The organism is Sphingomonas sp. TREG-RG-20F-R18-01, assembly GCF_022662475.1.
Lineage (GTDB): Bacteria > Pseudomonadota > Alphaproteobacteria > Sphingomonadales > Sphingomonadaceae > Sphingomonas.
In genome coordinates this window covers 686,765-712,732 of the sequence record NZ_JAKNQQ010000001.1, presented here as the reverse complement: position 1 = coordinate 712,732, position 25,968 = coordinate 686,765, and the positions used below count along the sequence as shown (strand labels likewise).

Annotated in this window: 27 protein-coding genes and 1 riboswitch; of the genes, 13 read left to right on the top strand and 14 right to left on the bottom strand. The window is 66.3% G+C overall.

Going from position 1 to position 25,968, the window contains the following annotated elements; translation table 11 throughout:
• Positions 1–165: 165 nt before the first annotated feature.
• Genes L8K25_RS03680 through L8K25_RS03650 form a run of 7 tightly spaced genes read right to left on the bottom strand, consistent with a single transcriptional unit; the run spans position 166 to position 7,289 of the window.
• Positions 166–1,155 carry a type II secretion system F family protein gene (locus tag L8K25_RS03680; RefSeq protein WP_242137890.1) on the bottom strand — a complete coding sequence of 330 codons (990 nt, stop codon included), beginning with the start codon at positions 1,153–1,155 and terminating at the stop codon, positions 166–168.
• Between the two features lie 2 nt (positions 1,156–1,157).
• Positions 1,158–2,132 (bottom strand): type II secretion system F family protein, encoded by a 975-nt coding sequence (locus L8K25_RS03675; RefSeq protein ID WP_242137537.1) that lies wholly within the window; start codon positions 2,130–2,132, stop codon positions 1,158–1,160.
• Between the two features lie 57 nt (positions 2,133–2,189).
• Positions 2,190–3,479: a pilus assembly protein CpaE gene (locus L8K25_RS03670; RefSeq protein ID WP_242137536.1), complete on the bottom strand. Its 1,290-nt coding sequence runs from the start codon at positions 3,477–3,479 to the stop codon at positions 2,190–2,192.
• Positions 3,476–4,138, bottom strand: a complete 663-nt coding sequence (locus L8K25_RS03665; protein WP_242137535.1) for a CpaD family pilus assembly protein — start codon at positions 4,136–4,138, stop codon at positions 3,476–3,478. The genes L8K25_RS03670 and L8K25_RS03665 overlap by 4 nt, the downstream gene beginning before the upstream one ends.
• A gap of 14 nt (positions 4,139–4,152) precedes the next feature.
• Positions 4,153–5,724, bottom strand: coding sequence for a type II and III secretion system protein family protein (locus L8K25_RS03660; protein WP_242137534.1), 1,572 nt, complete (start codon positions 5,722–5,724; stop codon positions 4,153–4,155).
• Positions 5,725–6,771, bottom strand: coding sequence for a Flp pilus assembly protein CpaB (cpaB, locus tag L8K25_RS03655; protein WP_242137533.1), 1,047 nt, complete (start codon positions 6,769–6,771; stop codon positions 5,725–5,727). It abuts the gene before it with no gap.
• 35 nt (positions 6,772–6,806) lie between these two features.
• Positions 6,807–7,289, bottom strand: a complete 483-nt coding sequence (locus L8K25_RS03650) for a prepilin peptidase (protein ID WP_242137532.1) — start codon at positions 7,287–7,289, stop codon at positions 6,807–6,809.
• A gap of 48 nt (positions 7,290–7,337) precedes the next feature.
• Between L8K25_RS03650 and L8K25_RS03645 the strand changes: the two genes are divergently transcribed.
• The gene (locus tag L8K25_RS03645) at positions 7,338–8,291 is read left to right on the top strand and encodes an alpha/beta hydrolase (protein WP_242137531.1); all 954 of its coding nucleotides are present in this window, start codon (positions 7,338–7,340) and stop codon (positions 8,289–8,291) included.
• 7 nt (positions 8,292–8,298) lie between these two features.
• Positions 8,299–9,390 carry an FAD-dependent oxidoreductase gene (locus tag L8K25_RS03640; protein ID WP_242137530.1) on the top strand — a complete coding sequence of 364 codons (1,092 nt, stop codon included), beginning with the start codon at positions 8,299–8,301 and terminating at the stop codon, positions 9,388–9,390.
• Between the two features lie 48 nt (positions 9,391–9,438).
• On the opposite strand, the gene L8K25_RS03635 is transcribed toward L8K25_RS03640, so the two are convergent.
• Positions 9,439–9,681 carry a hypothetical protein gene (locus tag L8K25_RS03635; protein ID WP_242137529.1) on the bottom strand — a complete coding sequence of 81 codons (243 nt, stop codon included), beginning with the start codon at positions 9,679–9,681 and terminating at the stop codon, positions 9,439–9,441.
• Between the two features lie 496 nt (positions 9,682–10,177).
• On the opposite strand from L8K25_RS03635, the gene L8K25_RS03630 reads away from it, so the two are divergent.
• Both L8K25_RS03630 and L8K25_RS03625 read left to right on the top strand, forming a co-directional pair.
• A complete protein-coding gene (locus L8K25_RS03630; RefSeq protein ID WP_242137528.1) occupies positions 10,178–10,699 on the top strand; it encodes a BLUF domain-containing protein in 522 nt (173 codons plus the stop codon).
• A 587-nt stretch (positions 10,700–11,286) separates the two neighbouring features.
• Positions 11,287–11,754 (top strand): hypothetical protein, encoded by a 468-nt coding sequence (locus tag L8K25_RS03625; protein ID WP_242137527.1) that lies wholly within the window; start codon positions 11,287–11,289, stop codon positions 11,752–11,754.
• A 285-nt stretch (positions 11,755–12,039) separates the two neighbouring features.
• Here L8K25_RS03625 and rnhA read toward each other — a convergent pair whose 3' ends face one another.
• The 3 genes from rnhA to ispH are packed head-to-tail and all read right to left on the bottom strand — an operon-like array spanning position 12,040 to position 14,438.
• The gene (gene rnhA / locus L8K25_RS03620; RefSeq protein WP_242137526.1) at positions 12,040–12,519 is read right to left on the bottom strand and encodes a ribonuclease HI; all 480 of its coding nucleotides are present in this window, start codon (positions 12,517–12,519) and stop codon (positions 12,040–12,042) included.
• Positions 12,516–13,475, bottom strand: a complete 960-nt coding sequence (gene thrB / locus L8K25_RS03615) for a homoserine kinase (RefSeq protein WP_242137525.1) — start codon at positions 13,473–13,475, stop codon at positions 12,516–12,518. Before thrB ends, rnhA begins: the two co-directional genes overlap by 4 nt.
• A 3-nt stretch (positions 13,476–13,478) precedes the next feature.
• Positions 13,479–14,438 (bottom strand): 4-hydroxy-3-methylbut-2-enyl diphosphate reductase, encoded by a 960-nt coding sequence (gene ispH, locus L8K25_RS03610; protein WP_242137524.1) that lies wholly within the window; start codon positions 14,436–14,438, stop codon positions 13,479–13,481.
• A 117-nt stretch (positions 14,439–14,555) separates the two neighbouring features.
• On the opposite strand from ispH, the gene L8K25_RS03605 reads away from it, so the two are divergent.
• From L8K25_RS03605 to L8K25_RS03575, 7 genes are all read left to right on the top strand, one after another.
• Entirely contained in the window at positions 14,556–15,212 is a 657-nt protein-coding gene (locus tag L8K25_RS03605) for a hypothetical protein (RefSeq protein ID WP_242137523.1), read from the top strand.
• Between the two features lie 65 nt (positions 15,213–15,277).
• Positions 15,278–15,369, top strand: a riboswitch (glycine riboswitch).
• A 162-nt stretch (positions 15,370–15,531) separates the two neighbouring features.
• Positions 15,532–16,704 carry a glycine cleavage system aminomethyltransferase GcvT gene (gene gcvT / locus L8K25_RS03600; RefSeq protein WP_242137522.1) on the top strand — a complete coding sequence of 391 codons (1,173 nt, stop codon included), beginning with the start codon at positions 15,532–15,534 and terminating at the stop codon, positions 16,702–16,704.
• A complete protein-coding gene (gene gcvH / locus L8K25_RS03595) occupies positions 16,704–17,075 on the top strand; it encodes a glycine cleavage system protein GcvH (protein ID WP_242137521.1) in 372 nt (123 codons plus the stop codon). The genes gcvT and gcvH overlap by 1 nt, the downstream gene beginning before the upstream one ends.
• Positions 17,076–17,196: 121 nt before the next feature.
• Complete coding sequence (gcvPA, locus tag L8K25_RS03590; protein ID WP_242137520.1) at positions 17,197–18,555, top strand: aminomethyl-transferring glycine dehydrogenase subunit GcvPA; 1,359 nt, start codon at positions 17,197–17,199, stop codon at positions 18,553–18,555.
• On the top strand, positions 18,552–20,219 hold the full coding sequence (gene gcvPB, locus L8K25_RS03585) for an aminomethyl-transferring glycine dehydrogenase subunit GcvPB (RefSeq protein ID WP_242137519.1): 1,668 nt from the start codon (positions 18,552–18,554) through the stop codon (positions 20,217–20,219). Before gcvPA ends, gcvPB begins: the two co-directional genes overlap by 4 nt.
• A gap of 12 nt (positions 20,220–20,231) precedes the next feature.
• Positions 20,232–20,738: a CcdC protein domain-containing protein gene (locus L8K25_RS03580; RefSeq protein ID WP_242137518.1), complete on the top strand. Its 507-nt coding sequence runs from the start codon at positions 20,232–20,234 to the stop codon at positions 20,736–20,738.
• The gene (locus tag L8K25_RS03575; protein ID WP_347341136.1) at positions 20,735–21,367 is read left to right on the top strand and encodes a DUF938 domain-containing protein; all 633 of its coding nucleotides are present in this window, start codon (positions 20,735–20,737) and stop codon (positions 21,365–21,367) included. The genes L8K25_RS03580 and L8K25_RS03575 overlap by 4 nt, the downstream gene beginning before the upstream one ends.
• 215 nt (positions 21,368–21,582) lie before the next feature.
• Here L8K25_RS03575 and L8K25_RS03570 read toward each other — a convergent pair whose 3' ends face one another.
• The 3 genes from L8K25_RS03570 to L8K25_RS03560 all read right to left on the bottom strand — a co-directional run bounded on the left by L8K25_RS03570 (position 21,583) and on the right by L8K25_RS03560 (position 24,569).
• Positions 21,583–22,485: a DMT family transporter gene (locus tag L8K25_RS03570; protein WP_242137517.1), complete on the bottom strand. Its 903-nt coding sequence runs from the start codon at positions 22,483–22,485 to the stop codon at positions 21,583–21,585.
• A gap of 232 nt (positions 22,486–22,717) precedes the next feature.
• The gene (glpD, locus tag L8K25_RS03565; protein ID WP_242137516.1) at positions 22,718–24,172 is read right to left on the bottom strand and encodes a glycerol-3-phosphate dehydrogenase; all 1,455 of its coding nucleotides are present in this window, start codon (positions 24,170–24,172) and stop codon (positions 22,718–22,720) included.
• A 79-nt stretch (positions 24,173–24,251) separates the two neighbouring features.
• A complete protein-coding gene (locus L8K25_RS03560) occupies positions 24,252–24,569 on the bottom strand; it encodes a hypothetical protein (protein ID WP_242137515.1) in 318 nt (105 codons plus the stop codon).
• A 477-nt stretch (positions 24,570–25,046) separates the two neighbouring features.
• On the opposite strand from L8K25_RS03560, the gene rpsL reads away from it, so the two are divergent.
• Positions 25,047–25,418: a 30S ribosomal protein S12 gene (gene rpsL / locus L8K25_RS03555; RefSeq protein WP_010164594.1), complete on the top strand. Its 372-nt coding sequence runs from the start codon at positions 25,047–25,049 to the stop codon at positions 25,416–25,418.
• Between the two features lie 57 nt (positions 25,419–25,475).
• Positions 25,476–25,946 carry a 30S ribosomal protein S7 gene (rpsG, locus tag L8K25_RS03550; protein WP_010164592.1) on the top strand — a complete coding sequence of 157 codons (471 nt, stop codon included), beginning with the start codon at positions 25,476–25,478 and terminating at the stop codon, positions 25,944–25,946.
• Positions 25,947–25,968: the final 22 nt, after the last annotated feature.

The window sequence follows — 25,968 nt, the reverse complement described above, 5'->3', positions numbered from 1 at the left end:
GAAGGCAAAAGCACCCGTCACCCCGGCGAAGGCCGGGGCCGCAGGGTTTTGTCCGGAATGCCCGGTACGCGCGCCGGCTGCCCGGCCCCGGCCCCTGCCTCTGCCTCTGCCCCTGCCGGGGTGACAGGGGTGCCCCGCGCGGTCCCGTCGCGCAGGGGCTGACCCTTATTTGAACGCGTCCGCGATGGAACAGGCCGCCGGGCCGAGAATGACGATGAACAGCGTGGGCAGGATGAACAGGATCAGCGGGATCGTCATGATCGCGGGCAGGCGGGCCGCCTTTTCCTCGGCGCGCATCATGCGTTCGTTGCGGAATTCGGCCGACAGCACACGCAGCGCGGACGCCAGCGGCGTGCCGTATTTCTCGGTCTGCACCATGGTCGTGACGACCCCCTTGACCGCGTCCAGCTTGACGCGCGAGGCGAGGTTCTCGAACGCCTGGCGCCGCTCGTTGAGGAAGCCGAGCTCGATCGCGGTCAGCGTGAATTCGTCGCCGAGCTCGGGATAGGCCTTGCCCAGCTCGCGCGCGACCCGGTTGAACGCGGCGTCGACGGTAAGCCCGGCTTCGGCGCAGATCACCAGCAGGTCGAGCGCGTCGGGCAAGCCCTTCTGGATCGCCTGCGACCGCTTGGTGATCTTGTTGTCGAGATAGAGGTCGGGCGCCTTGTACGACAGGATGAAGTTGCCGGCGACGATCGCGTACATCTTCCACGGCGTCCAGCCGTGCAGCAGGTCGGTACCATAGACCAGGTACAGGCCCAGCACGCCCCAGGTCAGCGGCAGCACGAGGCGCCCGAAGATGACCGCGACCGCATATTCCTTCGAGCGGATCCCGGCCTGCATCAGCTTGATCTGCGCCGCCTTGACCTGGCTGTCCTGCAGGACCTTCAGGTTGGAGAGCAGGCTCTTGATCCGGTCGGTCGTCTCGTTCTTGGTAACGAGCTTGGCGCGCCGCTTGGTCGAGGCGGTGATCCCCGCCTTCAGCTGCTCGCGCCGGTCGTTCAGCGCCTTGACGCGCTTGGTCATCGGGTCGCGCACGGTGGTGACGGCATAGATCGCCAGCAACACCATGAAGGCCGCGACCCCGGCGAGCAGCGTCGCCACAGTGAAGACGTCGACGCCAAGGACGACCGGGCCAGTGGGTACGGGGTTCATCATCAAATCTCGAAACTGACCATGCGGCTCATGATGAACGCGCCGATCCCCATCCACAGCATCCCGACGCCGCCGGTCACCATCAGGCGTTGATCGACGAAGAAATTCGCCATGTACGGCGGATTGATCATCCAGATCATCGTGAAGACGATGAACGGCAGCGACCCGACGATATAGGCGGACGCCTTGGATTCAGACGACATAGCCTTGATCTTCAGCTTCATCTGGCTGCGCATGCGCAGCACGGTCGCAAGATTGGCGAGCGTCTCGGCAAGGTTGCCGCCGGTCTCGCGCTGGATCGCGATGGTGATGCAGAAGAACTGGAATTCAGGCGTGCCGAGCCGGTCGGCGGTGTCCTGCAACGCGGCGTCCATCGTCCGGCCGATCTTCATCTTGTCGGTGATCGCCTTGAACTCGACCCCGACCGGACCATCGACCTCATTGGCGACGACCGAGATCGTCTCGGTGATCGGCAGGCCGGAGCGCAGGCCGCGGACCAGCAGTTCGATGGCATCGGGAAATTTCGCGGTGAACTTCCCGATCCGGCGCTTGATCGTGAAGCCGACCACCATGTGCGGGACGCCGGCACCGATGACGACCCCGAGCAGCAGGGCGAGCAGCAACGGGAGCCGGAGAAACGCCAGCAGCACGGTCACGACGACCACGATGCCGAGCGTCGCCATCCCGTACTGACCGACCGTCCAGGTCTTGCCGGTCATCGCCAGCCGCTTCTTGAGCTGCGCCGGGTTGGGCAGGAAGCGCGCCGCCGCGACATCCATGCGGTTGCTGCGCGCCGTCGCGATGCGCCGCAACTGCGCATCCGCGAGTACGCTGCCGGACTCGCTGTGGCGCGCGCGTACTGCCCCCAGCCGCCGCGTCCGCGCGCGTTCGGCATTGGGCCCGGCAAAGGCGACTGCCAGCAACGCCAGCATGGCCAGCGCGCCGATGCCCAGCGAAAGGATCGGGAGCAGCTGCATGACGCTAACTATCCCGTCGCAGGGCCGGGGCCGCCGGGCGGGGGGAGGGGCCGCGGATCATTTCTTCTTCGCCGATCGCCCGGCCATCGTCTTCAGGCTGAACTTGCCGATCAGCGACGTCCCCTTGGTGGCGACCTTGGACTTGGTCCCGCTGTCGATCGATTCGGCGAGATCGCCGACCGCCATCAGATTCTTGGCGAGATCGGTGAGCGGCAGGATGGTCTTGGACGTCTTGCCCGCCTCGGCGATCGGCTTGCCGAGCTTGGCCGCTTGGGCGGCGAGCTTCTGGTCGAAGGGGATCGCGTAATCGATCTTGCGCTCGATCGAGCCCTCGAAATCCTTGCGACTGATCTCGAGCTGGGCGGCGACCTGCATCTTGTTGGCGACCACGACGACCTGGGTCTGCGGCGCGTTCGACTTGAGCCACGACAGCAGCCGGATCGTGTCCCGCGCGGCGGCGAGCGTCAGTTCGGTCACGATCACCGCGACCTGGATATCGGTCATCAGATGCGGATGCTGCACCAGCATCCCGCGCGGCAAATCGACGATCGTGCATTCGAACGCGGCGCGCATTTCCTCCTGCAGCTGATAGAAAGCGGTGCCGTCGGTCATGACCGGCGTGCTGATCGGTGCTTCGGCCGACAGGACCGACAGACGCTCGCTCGCCTTGACCATCGCGCGTTCGATGAACAGCCCGTCGATCCGGCTTGGATTGTCGATCGCATCGGTCAGGCCACGCCCGGGCTCCAGGTCGAGCGAAAGCGCGCCGGTGCCGAAATGGACGTCAAGATCGAGCAGCGCGGTGGTCCGTGCGCCTTTCTCGCTCATCATCCACGCGACAGACGTTGCGATGGTGGACGCGCCGACGCCGCCGCGCGCGCCGATGAAGCAGGTCGAGATGTGTGGCCGTTCCGTCGAGGCCTCGACCGCCTTGGGCGCATTGAGCATCGCCTGCGCGTGGGTGAAGGCATCGCGCAGCATGTCGGGGCTGAGCGGCTTGAGCAGATAGTCCTGAATCCCGCTGACGACGAGATCGCGGTACAGCCGCACGTCGTTGACCTGGCCCGCCGCGATCACGACCGTGCCCGGCTCGCACACTTCGGCGAGCGCGTTGATGTCGTTGAGCGGATCGCCGCTCTCGGACAGGTCGACGAACAGGATCTGCGGGGAGGCGGAGACCGACAGCGACTGGACCGCGTTGCGCAGGCCACCCTTGTTCACCTTCTCGGGCGCCCAGCCCATTTCGACCGCGACGGGGCGCAACGTCTCGGCGGTGGTCTCGTCGCAGACATAGGCGGCGAACGGATCGCGCACGCCTATGCGACCGGGGTTGAAGGGTGCGTTCATTTGCTGCCTGCTCCGCTGCTCTGGACCTTCAGGGTGGTGCCGCCGCCGCCGGTCGGAGCCGCCTTGCGATAGATGTCGATGGCGCGGTCCGCGGTGGCGGGGTCGGTGACCAGGCGCCCGGTCTGGCCGCGCACCAGATCCGCCGGGCTGGCGACCATCGCGGCAATGTTCGCATTGATCGCGCAGCCCTGGTTCGACGAGGTGTTGCTCTCGAATTCAGGAGAACGCACGCGGCTGAAGTCCGGGCAGCCCGGAACCTTGGCCGTCATCCGGCTGATCACGATCCGCGCCGTCCCCGGCTGCACGGCCGAGTCGGTCAGCGGCACGTTCTCGGACAGCAGCAGGCCATAACGCGCGGTTTCGCTCGCGACCGCGTCGCGGACACCGTTGCCGCCGTTGCCATAGGAACCGGGGTCCTCGATCCCGACCTCGTCGCCATAGCGGAGCCGAAGCGACGCCATCCAGCCGGCGATCCGCTGCTGTTCGCCCGGGGCAAGGCCGTCGCCCGCCGTCGCGACGTCGAGCGCATAGGTGGAACGGCTGACGACCGGTTGATGCACCGATTCGAGCCCGCGGTTCTTCGTGCCCGCGCAGCCGACCAGCAGCAGCGCCGGGAGCAGGGCGGCGGCGATCATCCGTGGACGATTATCCATGTTCATGTCCCTCGAGGCCCTCAATTGATGCTGAAACCGGGGGCGGCCGTCGCGCCCCGCTTGCCGGAACCGCTGCTGCGCGGCGGGTCCGCGGGAAGCGCCGAGACCGCGCCGTCACGCGGCTGGTCCTGCGGGCCGGGGCTCGGCGTCGTACCGCCGAACGCCGGATGCGCCACGCCAGTCGGTGCGAGCGTCGGCTTGGGCCGTTCCCCGCCGGTCTGCCCGCCGCCGAGCTGGCCGAACAGAACGCGGTCGAGATCGGTCGGGGCCTTCACGCCATCGGTCGGCAGCACGATGTCGTTCGCATTGACCGGCTTCACCAGATACGGCGTGACCACGATGACGAGTTCCGTCTCGTTGCGCTGGAACGCGTTCGACCGGAACAGCGCGCCGAGGATCGGGACATCGCCGACGCCGGGCGCCTTGGTGATGGTATTGTTATGGCTGTTCTGGAGCAGCCCGGCGATCATCATGCTCTGGCCCGACCCGAGCTCGACCGTCGTCTCGGCGCGGCGGGTGGTCAGCGCCGGGATCGTCGTCCCCGAAATCTGTACGGCACCGTCCGACGTGAGCTGAGACACCTCCGGGCGGACGCGGAGCGAGATCCGGCCGTCCGCCAACACCGTCGGCGTATAGGAAAGGCTGACACCATATTGCTTGAACTCGACCGACACGGCACCCAGCCCCTGGCTCAGCGGGATGGGGATCTCGCCGCCGGCAAGGAACGACCCGGTCTCGCCCGACAACGCCGTGATATTCGGGTTGGCGAGCGTCGAGACTTGTCCGTCGGTTTCACCGATATCGAGCGCCGAGATGAGGTCGAGCCCGAACAGCTTGCCTGCCGCGCCGAACGTCGTGCTGCCGGCGAGACCCGTCAACAGGCTCTGCCCAGCGGTCGCGGTGGTGCCGCCGGTGAACAGGCCGCCTCTCGGGGCGTATTGCGTGGACGCCTCGCGACCTTGCGAGACGCCGAACTTGAACCCGTTGGTGCCATCGTAGCTGCTCAGGTGCACCCCGAGGTTCTTGACGAAGCTGCGGCTGACTTCGGCGATGCGGACCTGCAGATTCACTTGCAACGGCGTCGCCGTTCCAAGCCGCGAGAGCACTTTGGTGCCGTCCCCCACGAACGCTTGCACCAGCCGCGTCGCTTCCGCGCCATCTTCCGGTGCGGCGACGGTGCCCGTCAGCAGCACGATCCCGTTCATCGGCGTCGCGACGATCTTCGCCTCGGGCATTGCCAGGCTCAGCATCTGCTGGATCGAGTCGAAATTGTTGCCGACCCGCACGGTCGCCGAATAGACGACCGCCCCGCTCTTGCTGGTGGCCGAAATCGTCGTTTCGCCCGCGCCCTTCCCGAAGATGTAGAGCTGGGTCGGCGAGCGGACCTGGACGTCGGCGATCTTGTCGTCGGCGACGAACACGTCGCTCATCGGGCGGACGAGCGTGACGAGCCGGCCCCGACCGGTATTGACCTGGAACACCGGCGTGCCGGCGGTGGTCTGCGCCGGGGCGGCGGCGGGCAGGGTGCCGACGCTGACCGCGACCAGGGCGACGGCCAGTGACCAGCCGAACGACGTGGAAACGCTACGCATTTACTTCTTCCCCCCAACGGCGACGTCCGTCACCGTATTGCCTCGTGCGACCCGGACCAGCGGCCCGACGCTGACCGCGCCGCCCGGGAAGGCCGATGCGGCTTGCGGCGCGGCGGACCCGCCGGCCATGCCGCCCATGCCGCCCATCTGCTCGAGCGCCTTGCCCGGCACGGTGCGGCGCTGGTACCGCGACACGTCCGCGCCGGTGGCGAGCGAGGAACTGCCGCCCGACGGCGAACTGGCGATCCGCGTCAGCATCGCCTTTTCCGCCTTGGGATCGTCGGGCATCGAAACGTTGCCGCTGGCGATCGCCTGTTCGAGTTCGGTGCTGTTGTCGGCGATCGAGCGGAGCGACAGCGACAGCGCGCCGACGGTCTGCGCGACGGCGATCTGTTCGGCGATCCGAGGCGTCGCCTCGATCGTGACGTTGGAGAAGGTCTTCACGACGGTCTTGCCGTCCTCGCCCGCCGCATTGTCGGTGCGCTGGTCGGTGGCGAGCACGCGCAGGTTGCGCATGATCGTCTCCGCCGCTTTCAGCGGGGGACCGTCGCCGCCACCGGCAACGCTTTGCGTCAGGATCAGGTCGACCCGGTCGCCCGGAAAGACGAAGCCCGCGACGCTGGTGTTCGCCTGGACCGGCACCGTGACGGCACGCATGCCAGGCCCGAGCGCAGCGGCAAGGAAACCGCGATCGCCCGGCTTGACCAGCGCGCCCTGGGTCAGCGGCTGCCCGGCGGTGATCGCGTTGCGCACCACGGTGCCCTGCAGCGTCTTCGGGTCGAAGCCCGCCTTCTTGATGAAGTAGACGTTCTGGACGAGCTCCTTCGGCCACGGCTGATACCGCAGCGAGGTCGCGTCGAGGATCGTGCCGACGGGCAACGCCTTGGTCGCGACCAGCACGTCGGGTCCATCGGGTGCAGCGGCGACGACCGTCATCGCGGCGGATTGCGGCGTGGCGCTGCCGACGATCAGCGACCTCGCCATAAATGCCGTGATCGCTGCGATCATCAGCGCTCCCACCAGCAGAAGGATCTTACGACTATCCATTTCCGACCTCTCGAACACGGGCGGTTGAGCCCGCGTTAAGCATTCCCACCAAGGTGGTTAAAAAGCGGTTCACGCAGTACAAAGAGTGTAGCGATGGCGATCGCCACGCCGTACGGAACCTCGATTGGCGCGCTGCGCCGACGGACCGCGCGGTCGACCAGCATCAGCAGCGTGAGCACGCCGCCGAACAGCGACATCAGGATCAGCATCGACACGAGCGGCTGGAGCGGCAGCCACAGGGCCAGCGCGCCGATCATCTTGACGTCGCCCCCGCCCATCCAGCCGAAATGGAACGCCGCCACGAACGCCGCGAAGACCAGCATCGCGATGCCCAGCTGGAGCCCCATGTCGGGCCACGGCGAAAGGCCGTTGATCCACCACCACACGGGGGCGAGCAGCGCGATCGCGATGTTTTTCCCATTGCCGATCTCGCGCGTGCGCGCGTCCTGGATACCGGCCGAAACCAGCAATGCGACCAGTGCGATCAGCACCATCGGCGTAAGAGAAGCCCCACCCATGCGGGAAAGTCCTAGACGGCGTGCCTTTCGAAAACGTAACCATGTCGCATGGTCTCCCCCCAATTGTACCGGCGCGCGATTCCCGCGGCTGCGCGGATTACCGCCTGGAAAGCGCCGGACGGATGGATGCTCCGCCGGTTCGACTGGCCCGCGACGGGCACGCCGCGCGGTCGCCTGCTGTTCCAGGGCGGGCGTGGCGACGTGTTCGAGAAATATCTGGAAACCTTCGCTTACTGGCAGGCGCAGGGATGGTCGGTGACATCGTTCGACTGGCGCGGGCAGGGTGGCTCCGGGCGCCTGGCGAAGGACACGCACGTCGGCCATGTCGATGACTTCAAGCATTATATCGACGACTTCCGCGCCTTCTGGGCGGAGTGGGTCGCGCAGCGCTCCGGGGCGGCGTCGGGCCCGCACGTCGCGATCGGCCATTCGATGGGGGGGCACCTGCTGTTGCGGGCACTGACGGAGGGGGCGGCGGAACCGGATGCTGCGGTGCTCGTCGCGCCGATGCTGGGACTGCATAGCCCGGTCGGCCAGTTGCTCGGCGAAAAGGTCGCGGCGCTGATGCCACGCCTGGGCGATCCGGCGCGACCGGCATGGCGCGGGAACGAGCGCCCGGCAACGACCGAGACCCGCCAGACGCTGCTCACGCACGATCCCGCCCGGTATGAGGACGAGATCTTCTGGCAATCGACTCGGCCGGAACTGCTGCTCGGCCCGCCGAGCTGGCGCTGGCTGGCCCAGGCATTTTCCTCGACCCGGCGGTTGCGCGCCGATCCGCGACTGGCGACGATGAGCGTCCCGCTGCTGTTCCTGCTCGCCGATGCCGACCAGCTGGTATCGACCCCGGTCGCCGCCGCGATGGCGGCCACCTTGCCCAACAGCACGGTGGTGCGTTTCGGGCCCGAATCGGCGCACGAGATCCTGCGCGAGGCCGATGCGGTGCGAAACCGCGCGATCGGCGCGATCGACACGTTCCTCGCAACCCATGCGCGGGGCTGACCCGGCGATGCAGTATGATGTGGCGATCGTCGGTGCCGGCATGGCGGGCGCAAGCCTGGCGGCGATGGTCGCGCCGCACGCCGCGGTCCTGCTGCTGGAGGCGGAGGACCTGCCGGGCTATCACGCAACCGGGCGATCCGCGGCGTTCTGGTCCGAAACCTACGGCGGTCCCGGTGTGCAGCCGCTGACCACGGCGTCCGGTCCGGCGTTGCACGACGGCGGGTTCCTGCAGGCACTCGGGTCGCTCCACATCGGCCGTGCCACGGATCGCGCGGCGATCGACGCGTTCCTTGCGGAATTCGACGGGAGCGGAGTCGCGCTGGAGCGGGTGGACCCGCAGGTCCTGGTCCCCGGCCTGCGCCCGGATTGGGTGCTGGGCGTGCTCGAGCAGAGCAGCACGTACATCGACGTCGCGGCCCTGCATGCGCACTATCTCGCGCTGGCACGCCGCGCCGGCGCGCAGCTGGTGGTGTCCGCACGGCTCGCGGCCGTCGCGCGGCGCGGCGATGGCTGGTTGCTCGAGACGAGCGCGGGGCCGTTTCGCGCGCGGGTGATCGTCAACGCCGCCGGCGCCTGGGCGGACGACGTGGCGCGGATGGCGGGCGTCGCGCCGCTCGGCATCACCGCCTATCGCCGCACCATGGTGCAGCTCGCCACCGATCCGGTCGCGCCCGACGCGCTACCGCACGTCGTCGGGATTGGCGGGGACTTCTACTTCAAGCCCGAAGCGGGCGGGAAGATCTGGCTGAGCCCGCATGACGAGACCGCCACCAACGCAGGCGACGTCCAGCCCGAGGAGATCGACGTCGCCACCGCGATCGACCGGTTCGAGCGAGTCGTCGACTGGCGCGTGACCGGGGTGGAGCGCCGGTGGGCAGGCCTGCGCAGCTTTGCGCCGGACCGACTGCCCGTCTACGGCTTTGCGCCCGATGCACCGGGGTTCTTCTGGTGCGCGGGGCAGGGCGGCTTCGGCATCCAGACCGCACCCGCCGCGGCGGCGCTGGCTGCGGCGCTGTTGCTGCGGCGGACGCCGGAGGCGAGCATCGCCGGGATCGATGCGCGGCGATACGCGCCGGAGCGGTTCGCCCGCGGGACGTGATCCCGGGCGTTCCGTCGGCGTCTGCTGGCGGACGGAGCGCGCGGCGCGTCAGTCGCCGATGAGGGGCGCGCCTTCGTCGATCATCTGCGACAGTTCGTCCCGCGCGGCATCCAGGGCGATCACTCGCGTCCGCGCATGATGCAGGCGATCGACATCCGCGGGCGCGCGGTCCGGCCCGGCGTCCTTGGCGGCTTCGCGACCGGCCAGCGCGATCACGGCCTGCCGGTATTCGGCGCGCGCCGCGACGCGCGCCGCATCAAGGGCGTCTGCCAGTTCGTTCGCTGAAACCATTGGTGCCTCGCTTGCAATGTCCTGCCGAAGGGATCCGGCATGGGGAAGGCTGAACACGCCAGCGCGGCGGTGGTTGCTCCCGGTGGCGGATTAGCGGGCCGCGCCGTCGTTCCAGGACGCGGGGGGGGCGGTTTGCCGTGGCGCCGCTCGCGGTCGAATGGAGGTGCTATCGGCGCTGCGCGGCGCGCTTTGTCAGCGTTCGAGAGCGTGGCGGAATGGCCGGGTGTGGTGGGATGCTGCCGTTGGCGAAACGCTAGGCTAAGCTTCATTCTCAGTATGAACGGACGTGCTGGCGGCGCGACCGTCAACAGCGTCATCGAATACAACCTGCCGATGCGACCAGCCGGTCGACAAACAGTTTCCGTTCAGCAAATCGATCATACTGCGACAATATTTAAATATCCGTGGTACCGCTCTCATATCGTCACCGATCATGCCGCGAGCAGGATGACGACCGAGAGCCGGGATAGCTTTCGCTTGCAGTCTAAGGCGAGCGATGAAAGCAACCTCAGCGACATTTGTCGCGCCGACGCAGCAAATACTGTATGTTAGCGTCAGTACGGTCCCCGGCGACGGAGCCGATCTTGCCGGCATCCTAGAACAGTCTCGGCATAACAATGCGTTAGACGGCATTACAGGGCTTCTGTGGTCCGATGGAATGCACTTCCTTCAAGTGATAGAAGGCTCCCCTGAAGGCGTGACAGCTGCCTTTGCGCGCATCCGGGCTGACGGTCGGCACCATCATCTTCGCCTGCTTAAAGATTGTATGATACCGCTACGTGAGTTCGGTTCCTGGACAATGGTTCATCGGCGTGCCGCCGATTCTCCCGATCTGTACGACGCGAGGATGCGACGGCTGCTGTCGGAAACTTCGCAGCCGATCAAGCAGCACTTTATGATGTTGATCGCCGGAAAACCGAACCGGCTCTCGAAAAGTTCGGATCACAACCAGAGGCCAGGCCCTTATTTCCGCGCGCGATCTAACGATCCCTGCTGCTGGCAATCTTCAGTAAATTGAGCGACGGCCCGATCCCTCTTTTATTGCCCACGTGAACGACCGTAAGTGGGCGATTTTTGCCGGTCCGCTTTTCGATCCGATAGCAGCCGCTCGGCTTTCGGGCGATGCGGGGTTCGGATCGAACTCGGAACGACGATAGGTGGTGGCAAGCGGACGTTGCCAGCCGCTCACATGCTCTTGGTCGGCATCAGACGAATGTCAGCAAAGCCAGCCCTTCTTAACGAACGCACTGCCTTCGACATGCAGCCCTGCTGCACATCCCGGCCCCGATGCACCAGAATGCGACGTCTGGTGTCCATTTCACGCGTCGCTACGAGTCGAAACTCAGAGGGGCTAAAAAGAAGGTCGCCCTGAGCGATAGCGCATCCCTGCAAATCTACCACGGTAACCTCGAAGGGCCTTCCTCCCGATGGCGCGCTTCGGGCTGAGGCATTGCCGAGCAGAGCTGCCGATACAAGTACCGCGAGCGAAGAAGTCTTCATGCGGCATCCTCCCATACCCGGGAAATGTCTGCAAATGGGCGTTAGCCGCCGGTCTTGCCACGCGCGGCGGACGTTGCTGGATTGCAAACGCAAGGAGACTGATGAGTGCATCTCACGTTTACAAAAGGCACTGGGAAGTACGATCATCTCCAAATCGAGCGTAGCGGCTTACCCCTCGAGACGATTCAATGCCCGAAACAGGGCATCATCCCCCACGATATGATCCACTATGCGGTCGAGAGCGTGGTGCCGCATCGCGGTTTCCTATCTTTGTTACGGGAAGGCCAACCGGCGAGTTTTTCGACCCAAGGCGATGCGGTGGCTGATGCAATCGAGCGGCTCGTCGAGACCTTCCAAGCCGAAATGTGGAGCGGGAGGGTCAGTGCCTCCGACGCCATCGCAATGTATGAACATGGCTGTGCGGCCAGCGGTCATGCGGTCGCTCCTGTATCGAAGCAAGAGATTGAGGCGATACGCGTCAGGATTGATGCGCTGAGCGCAGCTTGGTCCAATGTTCCAGAAAAGGGCAATCTGATCGTTGGCTTTGACGGGCCGTTCCCGCGTTCCGCCTAGTCAGGTGCTGTAGGCATGGGGACCGGCCGGGTGGCGACGTCCCGTGTCCTACAGGCGCGCTTTCTGCTACCGGTCGGGTCCGCTCTTTGACATTGCCGTCTACCCCTAGCTTTCGCCTAACCTTCCGATCGCCAGCAACTGGCGACGCCTGTGCCGCAGGAGCGCGCATGATGCGCACTTCTGGTGATTCTGGGTCAGGATATCCGCATAAAACATTGAAAAAGCAGACAGCTCCAGATCATCCAGATCGGACATGGCCGGCGTTCGTCAGCGATGCCCGTCCCGTTATCCGCGCCGCCCCGCCAGCACCGCGGCATCGCTCGCCAATCGGTCGGCGCGTTCGTTGTCGGGGTGCCCGGCATGGCCCTTGACCCACACCCAGTCGATCCGGTGCGGCTTGGCGGCGTCGAGCAGCGCCTGCCACAGCTCCGCGTTCTTGACCGGCTGCTTAGCGGCGGTCTTCCAGCCGTTCTTCTGCCAGCCCTTGATCCACTTGGTCAGGCCATCCATCACGTAGCGGCTGTCGGTCGACAGCGTCACGCGGCACGGGCGTTTCAGCGCGCGCAGGCCCTCGATCGCGGCCATCAGCTCCATGCGGTTGTTGGTGGTCAGTTTCTCGCCGCCCGACAGTTCCTTCTCGGTCCCGCCGCTACGGATCAGCGCGCCCCAGCCGCCGGGGCCAGGGTTGCCCTTGCAGGCGCCATCGGTGGCGATTTCGACCTTGGTGAGTTCGGGCGGCGTGAGCGGAGAAGGAGCGTCGGTCATCGCGTCCGCTTAGCCAGCTCCGGCGCATAATGCGACAGCCGCCGGACGTAGGCGAGCGGATCTTTTCGCGTCACCAGCGCGTCCGCGGGGGTGTTGAGCCAGTCCCACGCGCGCGACAGTGCGAAGCGGATGCAGGCACCGCTTGCAAGCGTCGGAAAGTGCGCGGTTTCTTCCGCGCTCAACGCGAAGCGGCTGCCATAGCCGGCCAGCAGCGCCGCGCTGATTCCGGCATCGAACTGCGCTCCGGTGGCGTCGAACGACCAGGCCGTATCCATGATCGCCAGGTCGAAGACGCGGATGTCGCTGCAGGCGAAATAGAAGTCGATCAGCCCCGATACGGTATCGCCGCGCATCAGCACATTGTCGGGAAACAGATCGGCGTGGATCGCGCATCGATCGAGGGAGTCGCCCGGCCAGCGGCGCACCACCGCATCGAGCGCGAAGCCGAGCGTGTCGTACAATCCCGGCGCGATCGCCTCGAGGCTATGTCCGCACCGCTCGAATAGCGGCTGCCAGCTGCCGACCCCCATGGTGTTGGGGCGGGTGAGCGGGAAGTCACCGAGCCCCGCGTGCATCGTCGCCATCGCGGCGCCGGCCGCCCGCGCCTGGCCGGCGGTCGGGTGGGAGATCGATACGCCCGGGAGGAACTGGATCAGGCAGGCGGGGCGGCCCTCCAGCTGGTGGATCGAGTCGCCCGCCCGGTTCTTGATCGCGGGCGGGACCGGATTGCCGCGGGCCGCGAGATGGTCGAGCAAGGCGAGGAAGAAGGGCAGGTCGCCGCTGTCGACGCGCTTTTCGTAGAGCGTGAGGATGAACCGGCCGGTCGTCGTGTCGACCAGATAGTTGGTGTTCTCGACCCCTTCGGCAATGCCCTTGGCCGAGACGAGCGTGCCGCAGTCGAACCCGAGGAGGAACTGGCCGAGCGCCTCGGCCGAGACATGCGTGTATACCGCCATGGTTCAGGCCGCGACGTCGAGGCCGCGGGGTAGCTTGAACGAGACCGTCTCGCGCTTCGTCGCTTCCTCGCGCTCGGTCACGGTGAAGCGTTCGGCGAGCCGGTCGACCAGCTCGCGGACCAGCACTTCCGGCGCGGACGCGCCCGCTGTGAGGCCGAGCGTGCGGACACCGGTAAGGAACTGCCAGTCGAGCTCGGCGGCGCGCTGGATCAGCCGGGCGGGGGTGCCTTCGCGTTCGGCGACTTCGACCAGCCGTACCGAGTTGGACGAATTGGGCGCGCCGATCACGAGCAACGCGTCGCATTGCCGTGCGATCGCCTTGACCGCCGCCTGGCGGTTGGCGGTGGCGTAGCAGATGTCCTCGCCGGGCGGGCCCTGGATCGCCGGGAAGCGGCGCTTGAGGACGGCGACGACATCGGCGGTATCGTCCATCGACAGCGTCGTCTGGGTCAGGAAGGCGAGGTTGGCCGGATCGGTCGGGGCATAGCGCTCGGCGTCGGTCACGGTCTCCACCAGCGTCATGGCGCCGTCGGGCACCTGACCGAACGTGCCGATGACTTCGGGGTGGCCGCGGTGGCCGATGAAGACGATGTGGCGGCCCAGCGCGACCATCCGTTCCGCTTGGCGGTGGACCTTGGACACCAGCGGACAGGTCGCATCGAGAAATTCCAGGCCGCGCTCGGTCGCCTTGTCCGGCACCGCCTTGGGCACGCCATGCGCGGAAAACACCACCGGCACGCCGTCCGGCACGTCGTCCAGCTCCTCGACGAAGACCGCGCCCCGGTCGCGCAACTGGTCGACGACGAAGCGGTTGTGGACAATCTCGTGACGCACATAGACCGGCGCCCCGAATTTCTGCAGCGCGAGCTCGACGATCTGGATCGCCCGGTCGACGCCAGCGCAAAAGCCACGCGGCGCGGCGATGATCAGGTCGAGCGGCGGCTTTGCGACGGGGGTACTCATGCGGTGCCGACACTACGCGATTGCTTGCGTGCGCGAAAGCCGCTTCCTATGAAGCGGGACGTCCATGCCGCGCCGTTCGGGTGTGGATCCCTTTTGCATGATAAGGTGCGTGCCCCCGTGACCATCCGGAAATCAGCCATCGCCGCAATCGCGTTCAGTGCGGGCGGTGCGATCCTGCTCGGCGGCTGCGCCCATACCGGGGAGCTCGACGCGTCCGGCGGCATCACGGCCGTCCGCAATGCCTGCCCCGCGGTCGGGGTGCCTGCAGCAACGGGTGACGTCACGATGTTCGACCCACCCGCAAGCCGCGACGCCAATGCGATCGACCTCACGGCGGTGCTGACCAACGTCCGCTCGACCTGCGACGACTCCGGCACCGACGTGCTCACCAAGGTGACCTTCTCGGTCGAGGGCCGCCGGGTCCGCACCGATGCACCGCGTGACGTGACGCTGCCGTATTTCGTCACGGTCGTGCAGGGCGGCACCGCCGTGGTCGCCAAGCGCGTCGGTCGCGTGACGCTGCATTTTGATGCCGGACAGGCCCGCGCTGCGGCGCAGGGGACGGGGACCGCGAGCGTCTCGCGCGCGGCTGCGACGCTGCCCGATGACGTCCGCAAGAAGCTGACCGAGAAGCGCAAGGCGGGCGACGAGGACGCCGCGACCGACCCGCTCAGCCGTCCCGAGATCCGCCAGGCGGTGCTGCGCGCGAGCTTCGAGGCGCTGGTCGGCTTCCAGCTGACCGACGAACATCTCAAATATAACGCGACGCGCTAAGCCTTCTCGTTGACTTGCCTGTTGCGGCGCGGCAAACCAGCCGCGTCGTTGACGGGCAACCGTCAAGGGTACGCGCGGGAGAGCGTCCGGGGTAACTCGGACCGCCGAAGGAGCAACCGCCCCGGAATCTCTCAGGCAACCGGACCGCGCGGATCGACTCGACACTCTGGAAAGCGCGCTGCCCTGTGGGCGAGCGCCACCGAAGGGGTAAGCGGACCATGTGGTTCCGTGAAAGCTCTCAGGTTCCGTGACAGAGGGGGCGGCACATCACGGCGTTCCGGCGCCATGGCGCGCCGTTGACCTCTTGCGGAAGACCAACATGAGCGACCTCGACCCATACGAGACCGAAGCCGACGAGATTGCGATCGAGCAGCTCCCGCTCGATGCGTGGCATCGCGCGCGGGGTGGCCGGATGGTGCCGTTCGCGGGCTACGAAATGCCCGTCCAATATGAAGGCATCATGGCCGAGCATCTGTGGGTGCGCGAATCGGCGGGGCTGTTCGACGTCAGCCACATGGGGCAATTGGTGTTCCGCTCGGAAGAGGGCGCAGACGTCGTCGCCGCGCTCGAAGCGGTGCTGCCGGCCGATGTCGCCGGGCTGGGGCAGGGCAAGCAGCGTTATTCGCTGCTGCTGGCGGAGGATGGCGGCATCCTCGACGATCTGATGGTCACGCATCTGCCGGACGCCAACCCATTCGACATCCAGGGTTATTACATGGTCGTCAACGGCGCGACCAAGATCGACGATATCGCGCATCTGCTCGAATATCTGCCCGACGGCATCGCGCTCAACCATATGGAAGACCAGGCGCTGCTTGCGCTGCAGGGGCCCAAGGCGGTCGACGCGCTCGCGCGGTTGGTGCCGGGCGTCGAAGCGCTGGTGTTCATGACCGCGGGTGCGTTCGAGTGGAACGGCGTGCCGCTGTGGATCAGCCGCTCGGGTTACACCGGCGAGGACGGGTATGAGATTTCGGTGCCTGCCGAGAATGTCGAGGCGCTCGCCGATGCGCTCACCGCCGAGCCCGAGGTCAAGCCGATCGGCCTTGGCGCACGCGATTCGCTCCGGCTCGAGGCGGGCTTGCCGCTCTATGGTCATGATCTCGACCCCGAGACGACGCCGGTCCAGGCGGATCTCGGGTTTGCGCTGTCGAAGCGCCGCCGCGAGGCGGGCGACTTCATGGGTGCGCCGCGCATTCTCGCCGAGCGCGAGTCGGGCGCGATCATCAAGCGTGTCGGCTTGCTGGTCGAAGGGCGCCAGCCGGTACGCGAGGGTGCGGCAGTGCTCGATGATCAGGGCTCGGAAGTCGGCCGCGTCACCTCGGGCGGGTTCGCGCCGAGCGTCGGTGCGCCGATCGCCATGGCCTATGTCCCGACCGCGCTGGCGGTTGCCGGCACCACGATTCAACTCGCGCAACGCGGCAAGGTCCATCAGGCGACCGTCACCGCAATGCCGTTTATCCCCCACCGCTACGTCCGAACCGGAGGCAAGTGATGAGCCGTTATTTTACCGAAGATCATGAATGGGTCGATGTCGATGGCGACATCGGCATCGTCGGCATTACCGAATATGCGCAGAGCCAGCTCGGCGACATCGTGTTCGTCGACGTGCCTGAAGAGGGCAAGGAACTGACCAAGGGCGACGAAGCCGCAGTGGTCGAATCGGTCAAGGCCGCATCGGACGTCTATTCGCCGGTCTCGGGCACGGTGATCGATGGCAACGCGGCGCTCGCCGACACGCCAGGTCTGGTCAACGAGGATCCCGAAGGCGACGGCTGGTTCTTCAAGCTGACGCTGAGCGACAGCGATGAGCTCGGCGAGTTGATGGACGAGGTCGCCTACCAGGCGTTCGTCGCGAAGCTGTGATCTGAACTGACCCCTCCCCCTGCCGGGGAGGGGTTGGGTGGGGCCTCTCCGCGGGCGCTCCACTCGCGGCACGGCCCCACCCCCGGCCCCTCCCCTGAAGGAGAGGGGAGGAGTATAAGTGATGCGTTATCTCCCCCTGACTCAGCCTGACCGCGACGCGATGCTCGGCGTGATCGGCGTGGCGACGATCGACGATCTGTTCGTCGACGTCCCCGAAGCCGCGCGGCTCGGCGGGCCGATCCACGGCCTGCCGATGCACGCCAGCGAAATGGCGGTCGAACGCCACATGACCGCGCTCGCGCGCAAGAACCTGACCGCGGGGGAAGCGCCGTTCTTCCTCGGTTGCGGCGCGTACAAGCATCATGTCCCGGCTTCGGTCGATCACCTGATCCAGCGTGGCGAGTTCCTGACCGCCTATACGCCGTACCAGCCCGAGATTGCGCAGGGCACGCTGCAGATGCTGTTCGAATTCCAGACGCAAGTCGCGCGGCTGCTCGGCACGGACGTGGCGAACGCATCGATGTACGACGGCTCGACCGCCTGCTGGGAAGCGATCGGCATGGCGCGGCGGATCACCAAGCGCGGCAAGGCGATCCTGTCGTCGGGGCTCCATCCGCATTATGTCTCAGTCGCGAAGACGATGGCCAAGTTCACGGGCGATCTGCTCGAAAGCGCCACGCCGACGCTCAGCGCCGAGACCGATCTCGAGACGCTGATCGGCGCGATCGACAAGGATACGTCGTGCGTCGTCGTGCAATATCCCGACATTCTCGGGCGGATCGCGGACCTCACCCCGCTCGCCGACGCGTGCCATGCCAACAAGGCGCTGCTGATCGCGGTCGTGACCGAGCCGGTCGCGCTGGGCGCGATCAAGTCGCCGGGGGAGATGGACGCGGATATCGTCGTCGGCGAAGGGCAGTCGCTTGGCGTCGGGTTGCAGTTCGGCGGGCCCTATGTCGGGCTGTTCGGGTGCAAGGACAAATACGTTCGCCAGATGCCGGGTCGCCTGTGCGGCGAGACGCTGGACGCGGATGGTCGGCGCGGGTTCGTGCTGACGCTGTCGACGCGCGAGCAGCATATCCGGCGCGAGAAGGCGACGTCGAACATCTGCACCAACTCGGGGCTGTGCGCGCTGGCCTTTTCGATCCACATGACGTTGCTGGGCGAGAAGGGACTGCGGACTCTGGCGCAGATCAACCATCGCGGCGCGGTCGCGGCGGCGGAGCGGTTGAGCAAGGTTGCTGGCGTCGAACTGGTCACGCCCGCTTTCTTCAACGAATTCACGCTTAAGCTGCCGGTCGAGGCGCGCCCGGTGGTGCGGACGCTGGCTGATCGCGGGATCCTGGCGGGCGTGTCGCTCGGGCGGTTGTATCCCGGTGAGGATGGCCTCGCCAACGGACTCGTCGTCGCGGTGACCGAGACGACGTCGGCAGAAGATGTGGAAACGCTGGCGGCAGCGCTCGAGGAGATCCTGGCATGAGCATCAACGCAAGCGGATGGCGCCCCGAAGCGCCCGTTTCCGGGGGCAAGGCGTCCCCGACGGTTACCGGCAACAAGGCGTTGATGCTGGAAGAGGAGCTGATCTTCGAGATTGGTGATACCGAGACTACTGGCGTCGATTTCGCTGAAGCCCCTCCCCTTCAGGGGAGGGGTTGGGGTGGGGCTGTACCAGGCGCTGGTCTCGGTGAGTCTCCCCCCACCCCCACCCCCAGCCCCTCCCCTGAAGGGGAGGGGAGCGCGGATCGCCTCGCCGGTCTGTTCCGCACCACCCCGATCGGTCTCCCCGGCCTGTCCGAGCCAGAGACCGTGCGCCACTACACCCGCCTGTCGCGCCAGAATTACGGGATCGACCTCGGCTTCTTCCCGCTCGGCTCGTGCACGATGAAGCACAATCCGCGGCTCAACGAGAAGATGGCGCGGCTCCCCGGTTTCGCGGACATCCACCCGCTCCAGCCGATCGACAGCGTGCAGGGCGCGCTCGGCGTCATCCATGAGCTCGCCACCTGGCTGATCACGCTGACCGGCATGCATGGCGTCGCGATGAGCCCCAAGGCGGGCGCGCATGGCGAGCTGTGCGGCGTGCTGGCGATTCGCGCTGCGTTGGAAGCCAAGGGCGAGGGGCATCGCAAGATCATCCTCGTCCCCGAGAGCGCGCACGGCACCAACCCGGCGACCGCGGCGTTCGCGGGCTATCAGGTCGAGGATATCCCTGCGACCGCCGAAGGCCGCGTCGATACACAGGCGCTGATCGCGCGGCTCGGGCCGGACGTGGCGGGGGTGATGATCACCAACCCGAACACCTGCGGCCTGTTCGAGCGCGACATGCGGACGATTTCGGACGCGGTCCATGCGGCGGGCGGCTACGTTTACTGTGACGGCGCGAACTTCAATGCGATCGTCGGGCGCGTGCGGCCGGGGGATCTCGGCATCGATGCGATGCACATCAACCTGCACAAGACCTTCTCGACCCCGCACGGCGGCGGCGGCCCCGGCTCGGGCCCGGTCGTGCTGTCCGAAGCCTTGGCCCCGTTCGGCCCGCTGCCGTTCGTCGCCAAGCAGGCCGATGGCCATTTCGCGCTGATCGAGGAAGAGACCGCGGGCGACGATCACCCGCACGCGTTCGGCCGGATGGTCGCGTTTCATGGCCAGATGGGCATGTTTACGCGGGCATTGACCTACATTCTCAGCCACGGCGCGGATGGCCTGCGGCAGGTCGCCGAGGATGCGGTGCTCAACGCGAACTACATCTTACGCAGCCTCGACACGACGCTCGACGCACCGTTCGGAGCGTCGGGGCCGTGCATGCATGAAGCGTTGTTCTCGGATAACGGCCTGGCCGCCGGTTTCTCGACGATCGATATCGCCAAGGGGCTGATCGACGAGGGGTTCCATCCGATGACGATGTACTTCCCGCTGGTCGTCCACGGCGCGATGCTGATCGAGCCGACCGAGACCGAATCGAAGGCCGCGATCGACCAGTTCGTTGCCGCTTTGCGCTCGGTCGCGGAGCGGGCGAAGGCGGGCGACGTCAGCCTCAAGAGTGCACCGCACTTCGCGCCGCGCAGCCGGCTTGACGAAACGCTGGCGGCACGCAAGCCGGTGCTGGTATGGAAGGAGCCGGGGCTGGCCCAAGCGGCCGAATAACGGGGGAAAACGATGCCGGTACACGACGCGCAACCGCACGGGATTTTGCAATATGCGATCCCGATCGCGATCTTCCTCGTCGTGTTCGGCCTTCGTGCACGACGGATGACCAGGCTGCGGCCGCTCAAGATCGAGCAATTGTGGGTCGTGCCGGCGATCTACGCGGCCGTCGTCGGGATGCTTTTCTATCGCAGCCCGCCGACGGCGCTTGGCTGGGGACTGGCCGCCATTGCGCTGCTGGTCGGCGCGGGGCTCGGCTGGCAGCGCGGCAAGACGATGGAAATCCATGTCGATCCCGAGACGCACGAGCTGCGACAACGCGCGTCCTTGTGGGCGCTTGCGCTCATCGTCGTGCTCATCGCGATCAAGACGGTCGCGCAGACCGAGGGGGCGGCGCTGCATTTCGACGTCGGGCTGGTGATCGATACGCTCGGCGCGCTGACGCTGGGGATGTTCGCCACGCAACGCATCGAAATGTACCAGCGCGCGACGCGGTTGCTCGCGGCGGCCCGCGCGTGAGCGATCCGGCACCGTGGATTCCGGCAGAGGCGGAGGGGGGAGAACGCCGTCATGCCCCCGCCACGCTCCGCAACCGTATGGCAATCGCCGACGTGCTGCGCGAGATCCTGCCAGCGGCGGGCGTCGTGCTCGAAGTAGCGAGCGGATCGGGTGAGCATGCCGCCTATCTCGCGCAGGAATTCCCCGCGCTCGACTGGCAGCCGAGCGACCCCGACCCCGCGGCGCTGCGCTCGATCGCAGCATGGTGCGCGGGCATCGCCAACGTCGCGCCACCGCTCGACCTCGATGCCGCTGCGCCGGAATGGCCGATCGAACGGGCGGATGCGGTGCTGTGCATCAACATGGTCCATATCAGCCCGTGGCATGCGACGCTCGGGCTGCTCGCGGGGGCCGTGCGGCTGCTCGCGCCGGGGGCGCCGCTGATCCTTTACGGCCCGTTCCTCCAGCGCGACGTGACGACCGCACCGAGCAACCTCACCTTCGACGAATCGCTGCGCGTACGCGATCCGCGCTGGGGGCTGCGACAGGTCGAATCGATCGAACAGGTCGCGGCGGGGCACGGGTTCGTCCGCGACCGGCTCATCGAGATGCCGGCGAACAACCTGATGCTGGTGTTCCGCTCAGGCTGATAGGGGTTGGCCGTGCGGCGGGTGCCGTGCCGGCGATAGTCGACTCGACCGTGCTACGGCGGATCGCTCCGGTATCCGATGTCGCGGTTGAACGGCATCCCAACGCTTCGTTTTAAGCCTAGTCAGAAAACCCGGCACAGCGCAGGTTTCTCGACGACGCTGGAAACGAACAGGCGGGGACCGGCGGGCTGTCGGTGCGTAATTCACGACCGCCGCTACTGCACCTCTTCGAGCGTCCGGATGACATGCCGCACCCGCTCCCGCCACAGAATGTAGAGGCCACTGGCGACGATCACGGGAGCGCCGATCCACAAGGCCGCGTTCGGGAGCGTGCCGAACACCAGCCAGCCGAACACCGTGGCCCATAGCAGCGACGAATAGTCCATCGGCACCACCACCGACACCGGGCCGAGCCCGAGCGCCGAGGTCATCGCCAGCTGCGCCAAGCCGCCGATCAGCCCGACGACAGCGAGCAGCAACCACACCTCGACCGGATGCGGGCGGGCTACGAACGTATAGACGACCGATAGTGGCACCAGCGACAGGGTCGAGAACCAGAATACCGTCGTCAACGCGGTTTCTGTCCGCGTGATCTGCCGGAGCAGGATCGAGACGGCCGCGGTCCCGAACGCGCCCAGCAACCCGGTCGCCGCGCCCCACAGCGGGAAATGCGCGCTTCCCGGCTGCGCGACGATCAGCACGCCCGCGAACCCGGCAATGACCGCGCCCCAGCGGTGCCAGCCGGTCGTTTCGCGCAACGCCAGCGCGGCGAGGATCGTCGCGAAGATCGGGACGGTGAAGCCGAGCGTCGTCGCTTCGGCAAGCGGCAGCGTGACGATCGTGGTGAAGGAGAAGGCCATCGCGGTCAGCCCGAGAATTGCACGCGAGATATGCGTACCGATCCTTTTCGTCCCGACCGACCGCCAGCCGGGGCCGGAGAGCACGATACTGCTGATCAGAAGGGACGCGCCCACTTGGCGGAAGAACAGGATCTCGCCGAGCGCCGCGCGATGCTGTTCGGACAGTTTGATCACGACGTTCATCATCGCGAACAGGACGACGGACAGGAGCCGAAGACCGATCGCGGCAAGGATGCGGTCGGGCGCGGCGGTCGTCATCACGCCAGCCTTATGGGGTCACTTAGAGGAGCGCCAGTAGGGGACGCCTAAACGCAGGTTATACTGGTTATGCTGACCTAAGGCGCTTCCCCGGCGAAGGCCGGGGCCCAGGAGTGAAACCGGAGAATGCGAGCGGCTGCGCTTTGTTACTTCGGCCATCTCGACTGGGCCCCGGCCTTCGCCGGGGAAGGGCAAAGGGACGGGGGAGGGCCGCTCCCGTTCGAAAGACGCCCTACGCCAGCGCATCCCACGCCGCGACGAACGCCGTCCGCTCCGCGTCACTCAAATGCAGCCCGATCTTCGAGCGCCTTAACAGTACGTCGTCCGCACTGCGCGCCCATTCGCGCGTCCGCAGCCAGCGTGCCTCGATCTCTGTCAGCCCGCCGCCGAGTTCCGCCCCGAGCTCCGCGGCGCGCGTCACCCCGGCCAGCATTTCCGCAAGCATCGCGCCATACGCATGCGCCATGCGCTCGGATCGCGCTTCCCCGAGGAACGGCCAGGTTGCGCGGACCTGATCGAGGAAAGCGCGGAATTCAGTGATGGCGCCGCCCGGGAAGACGCGCGCCCGCGTCACCGGATGCGCGGCGAACCCCATCGGCCCGGCAAGCTTCGCCATCGCCTCTTCCGCCAGATGCCGCGCGGTGGTGATCTTGCCGCCGAAGATCGACAGCAGCGTCGGGCCATTGGTGTCGAGCTCGAGCACGTAATCGCGCGTAACCGCCTTGGCCTCGCTTGCGCCGTCGTCGTAGAGCGGGCGAACGCCAGACCAGGTCGAGGTCACGTCGGCCGGAGTAACCTGCTTGATGAAATGGCGATTTACCGCCTCGCACAGATAGCTGATCTCATCCTGGTCGATGACCGCGTCCTCGGGCTTGTCGACCGGAACGTCGGTGGTGCCGATTTCGGTAGAGCCGTCCTGATAGGGGATCGCGAAGACGATTCGCCGGTCCGGTTGCTGCAGAATGTAGGCGTGGTCCCCGTCGTACAGCCGTGGCACCACGATGTGGCTGCCCTTGACCAGTCGCACGCCCGAAGCCGCATTGACCCCGAGCCGTCCAAGCAGCTGGGCGACCCACGGCCCTGCCGCATTGACCATTCCGCGCGCGGTGACGCTGCTGCCATCGGAGAGATGAGCCTGCCACAAATCCCCCTCGCGCCGCGCCGAGTCGAGCGCGACCCCGACCCGGACGTCGGCACCGTTGGCAGCGGCATCCATCGCGTTGAGCACGGTCAGTCGCGAATCATCGACGAAGGCATCGGAATAGACGAACCCCTTCGACCCGCCCTTCAAAGGTGCGGTGAAGGCGGTATCGGTCTTGCGCAGCCCACGCGACCGCGCCAGCGTCATCTTGCCGCCGAGAAAGTCGTAGAGGTACAGCCCGAGGCGCACCATCCACCACGGTCGTACGGGATTTTCATGCGGGAGCACGAAGCGCAGCGGATGAATGATGTGGGGCGCCGCCTTCACCAGCCGTTCGCGCTCGCGCAGCGCTTCGGCGACCAGCTTGAACTCGTAATATTCCAGATAGCGCAATCCGCCATGGATCAGCTTGGTCGAGGCCGAAGAGGTATGCGCGGCGAGATCGTCGCGTTCCACCAGAAGGACCTTGAGGCCGAGCAGGCTCGCCTCGCGCGCGATCGCGCAGCCGTTGATACCGCCGCCGACGATGAGAAGATCGTATGTCACCGCTGCCCTGTACCGCACGATGGGAGGGGATGCGACCGTCGTTTGTTCCAGCGACCGTGCCTATGGCATCGAGCCGCCGTCAGCCACCCAGCCGCTTCCGGTTTGCGCGCACCTTGCCGGAATAATGGCGAATGATCTTCTTGGTGGCGACGGCGGGGGTCGTGCCGAGGCCGCCGGTCATCATCGCCACCTGCAACTGCCAGGCCGCCGCCATTTTCTCGTCGATCATCCGATGCGCCTCGGCGTCGCTTTCGGCGTTGCCGCCGGGGCCCGCCATCATGCGCTGGAAGACGCGCAGTCCGATCACGGCCGAGGCTTCCATGCTCAGCGCCCAGGCTTCCATCCCGATCGCAGGCCAGGGATTGCTCGCTTCGTTCGATTTGCCGGTCGTCGCCATCTGTAACATCCCTGGTACCATCGCATCGATCGCTCAACGCGCGGCTGACTGAATCGCTGCGAACGGGGCCGTCATTCCATCATAGACCAGATGGAGTATTGTGATGCCTGCGGGGCGAAGTTTCGATTGTTGGCATGGCCACGCAAAGGGTACGCCGTCCACGCGACATCGGGCGACATGGGTTCGGCAAAGGGACAGGCAAGATGACCCATGCAGGTCGGCCAGTAGCTCCCGGGAGGCGCGCTAGCGGCGGCGGGGGCGTCAAGCGACTCGGTTGACCCGATCCGCGTCTCGCTGTATGCGCACCTCCGCTCGACCGAAGGTTTTCCTGCGGGACAGTGCTTGAACATTGCTGGATGCATTCCAGGACCCGGGGGGCATATGTCCCTGACGGTCCTTTTTGTATTCCCGAAATTTGTTCTCGGGGGGCGTGATGGCTCCAGCAAAGTAACCATCGATCCAAGGTGAAGAGATTCAATGCCGACAATCAACCAGCTGGTCCGCAAGGGCCGCGATCCGCAGAAGGCCAAGTCCAAGGTCCCTGCGATGGAAGCAAATCCGCAGAAGCGTGGCGTTTGCACCCGCGTCTACACGACGACCCCGAAGAAGCCGAACTCGGCTCTGCGCAAGGTGGCCAAGGTTCGCCTGACCAACCAGCGCGAAGTCATCAGCTACATCCCGGGTGAGGGCCACAACCTGCAGGAGCACTCGGTCGTGCTGATCCGCGGCGGTCGCGTTCGCGATCTTCCCGGCGTGCGCTACCATGTCCTGCGCGGTGTCCTCGATACACAGGGTGTCAAGGATCGTCGCCAGTCGCGTTCGAAGTACGGCGCCAAGCGTCCGAAGTAAGCCGGTCGGCTCTCATAGCCGACCATCTTATGGCTGAAGTTAGAAAAGGTTTTTGATATGGCACGTCGTCGTCGGCCCGAAAAGCGGGTCATTCTTCCGGATCCCCAGTATGGGGACGAGGTTCTCTCCAAGTTCATGAACAGCGTGATGCTCGACGGCAAGAAGTCGGTCGCGGAGCTGATCGTCTATGGTGCGCTCGCAACCGTCGAGACGCGTGCCAAGAAGGACCCGATCGCGGTCTTTCATGACGCGCTGACCAACGTGAAGCCCGGCATCGAAGTCCGCAGCCGCCGCGTCGGTGGTGCGACCTATCAGGTCCCGGTCGAGGTTCGCCCCGAGCGCGCCCAGGCCCTGGCGATCCGCTGGCTGATCACTGCCGCGCGTGCGCGCAGCGAGAACACCATGTCGGCCCGCCTGTCGGGTGAGCTGATGGACGCGGCGAACAATCGCGGCAACGCGGTCAAGAAGCGTGAAGACACGCACCGCATGGCCGAAGCCAACCGCGCCTTCTCGCATTATCGCTGGTAGGCTCTTATATACTGGTCGGAGG

Excerpts from the sequence above, each read along its gene's own strand:
- L8K25_RS03680 (WP_242137890.1), bottom strand. The coding sequence starts at position 1,155 with ATGAACCCCGTACCCACTGGCCCGGTCGTCCTTGGCGTCGACGTCTTC.
- L8K25_RS03675 (WP_242137537.1), bottom strand. The coding sequence starts at position 2,132 with ATGCAGCTGCTCCCGATCCTTTCGCTGGGCATCGGCGCGCTGGCCATG.
- L8K25_RS03670 (WP_242137536.1), bottom strand. The coding sequence starts at position 3,479 with ATGAACGCACCCTTCAACCCCGGTCGCATAGGCGTGCGCGATCCGTTC.
- L8K25_RS03665 (WP_242137535.1), bottom strand. The coding sequence starts at position 4,138 with ATGAACATGGATAATCGTCCACGGATGATCGCCGCCGCCCTGCTCCCG.
- L8K25_RS03660 (WP_242137534.1), bottom strand. The coding sequence starts at position 5,724 with ATGCGTAGCGTTTCCACGTCGTTCGGCTGGTCACTGGCCGTCGCCCTG.
- cpaB (WP_242137533.1), bottom strand. The coding sequence starts at position 6,771 with ATGGATAGTCGTAAGATCCTTCTGCTGGTGGGAGCGCTGATGATCGCA.
- L8K25_RS03650 (WP_242137532.1), bottom strand. The coding sequence starts at position 7,289 with ATGGGTGGGGCTTCTCTTACGCCGATGGTGCTGATCGCACTGGTCGCA.
- L8K25_RS03645 (WP_242137531.1), top strand. The coding sequence starts at position 7,338 with ATGGTCTCCCCCCAATTGTACCGGCGCGCGATTCCCGCGGCTGCGCGG.
- L8K25_RS03640 (WP_242137530.1), top strand. The coding sequence starts at position 8,299 with ATGCAGTATGATGTGGCGATCGTCGGTGCCGGCATGGCGGGCGCAAGC.
- L8K25_RS03635 (WP_242137529.1), bottom strand. The coding sequence starts at position 9,681 with ATGGTTTCAGCGAACGAACTGGCAGACGCCCTTGATGCGGCGCGCGTC.
- L8K25_RS03630 (WP_242137528.1), top strand. The coding sequence starts at position 10,178 with ATGAAAGCAACCTCAGCGACATTTGTCGCGCCGACGCAGCAAATACTG.
- rnhA (WP_242137526.1), bottom strand. The coding sequence starts at position 12,519 with ATGACCGACGCTCCTTCTCCGCTCACGCCGCCCGAACTCACCAAGGTC.
- thrB (WP_242137525.1), bottom strand. The coding sequence starts at position 13,475 with ATGGCGGTATACACGCATGTCTCGGCCGAGGCGCTCGGCCAGTTCCTC.
- ispH (WP_242137524.1), bottom strand. The coding sequence starts at position 14,438 with ATGAGTACCCCCGTCGCAAAGCCGCCGCTCGACCTGATCATCGCCGCG.
- gcvT (WP_242137522.1), top strand. The coding sequence starts at position 15,532 with ATGAGCGACCTCGACCCATACGAGACCGAAGCCGACGAGATTGCGATC.
- gcvH (WP_242137521.1), top strand. The coding sequence starts at position 16,704 with ATGAGCCGTTATTTTACCGAAGATCATGAATGGGTCGATGTCGATGGC.
- gcvPA (WP_242137520.1), top strand. The coding sequence starts at position 17,197 with ATGCGTTATCTCCCCCTGACTCAGCCTGACCGCGACGCGATGCTCGGC.
- gcvPB (WP_242137519.1), top strand. The coding sequence starts at position 18,552 with ATGAGCATCAACGCAAGCGGATGGCGCCCCGAAGCGCCCGTTTCCGGG.
- L8K25_RS03580 (WP_242137518.1), top strand. The coding sequence starts at position 20,232 with ATGCCGGTACACGACGCGCAACCGCACGGGATTTTGCAATATGCGATC.
- L8K25_RS03570 (WP_242137517.1), bottom strand. The coding sequence starts at position 22,485 with ATGACGACCGCCGCGCCCGACCGCATCCTTGCCGCGATCGGTCTTCGG.
- L8K25_RS03560 (WP_242137515.1), bottom strand. The coding sequence starts at position 24,569 with ATGGCGACGACCGGCAAATCGAACGAAGCGAGCAATCCCTGGCCTGCG.
- rpsL (WP_010164594.1), top strand. The coding sequence starts at position 25,047 with ATGCCGACAATCAACCAGCTGGTCCGCAAGGGCCGCGATCCGCAGAAG.
- rpsG (WP_010164592.1), top strand. The coding sequence starts at position 25,476 with ATGGCACGTCGTCGTCGGCCCGAAAAGCGGGTCATTCTTCCGGATCCC.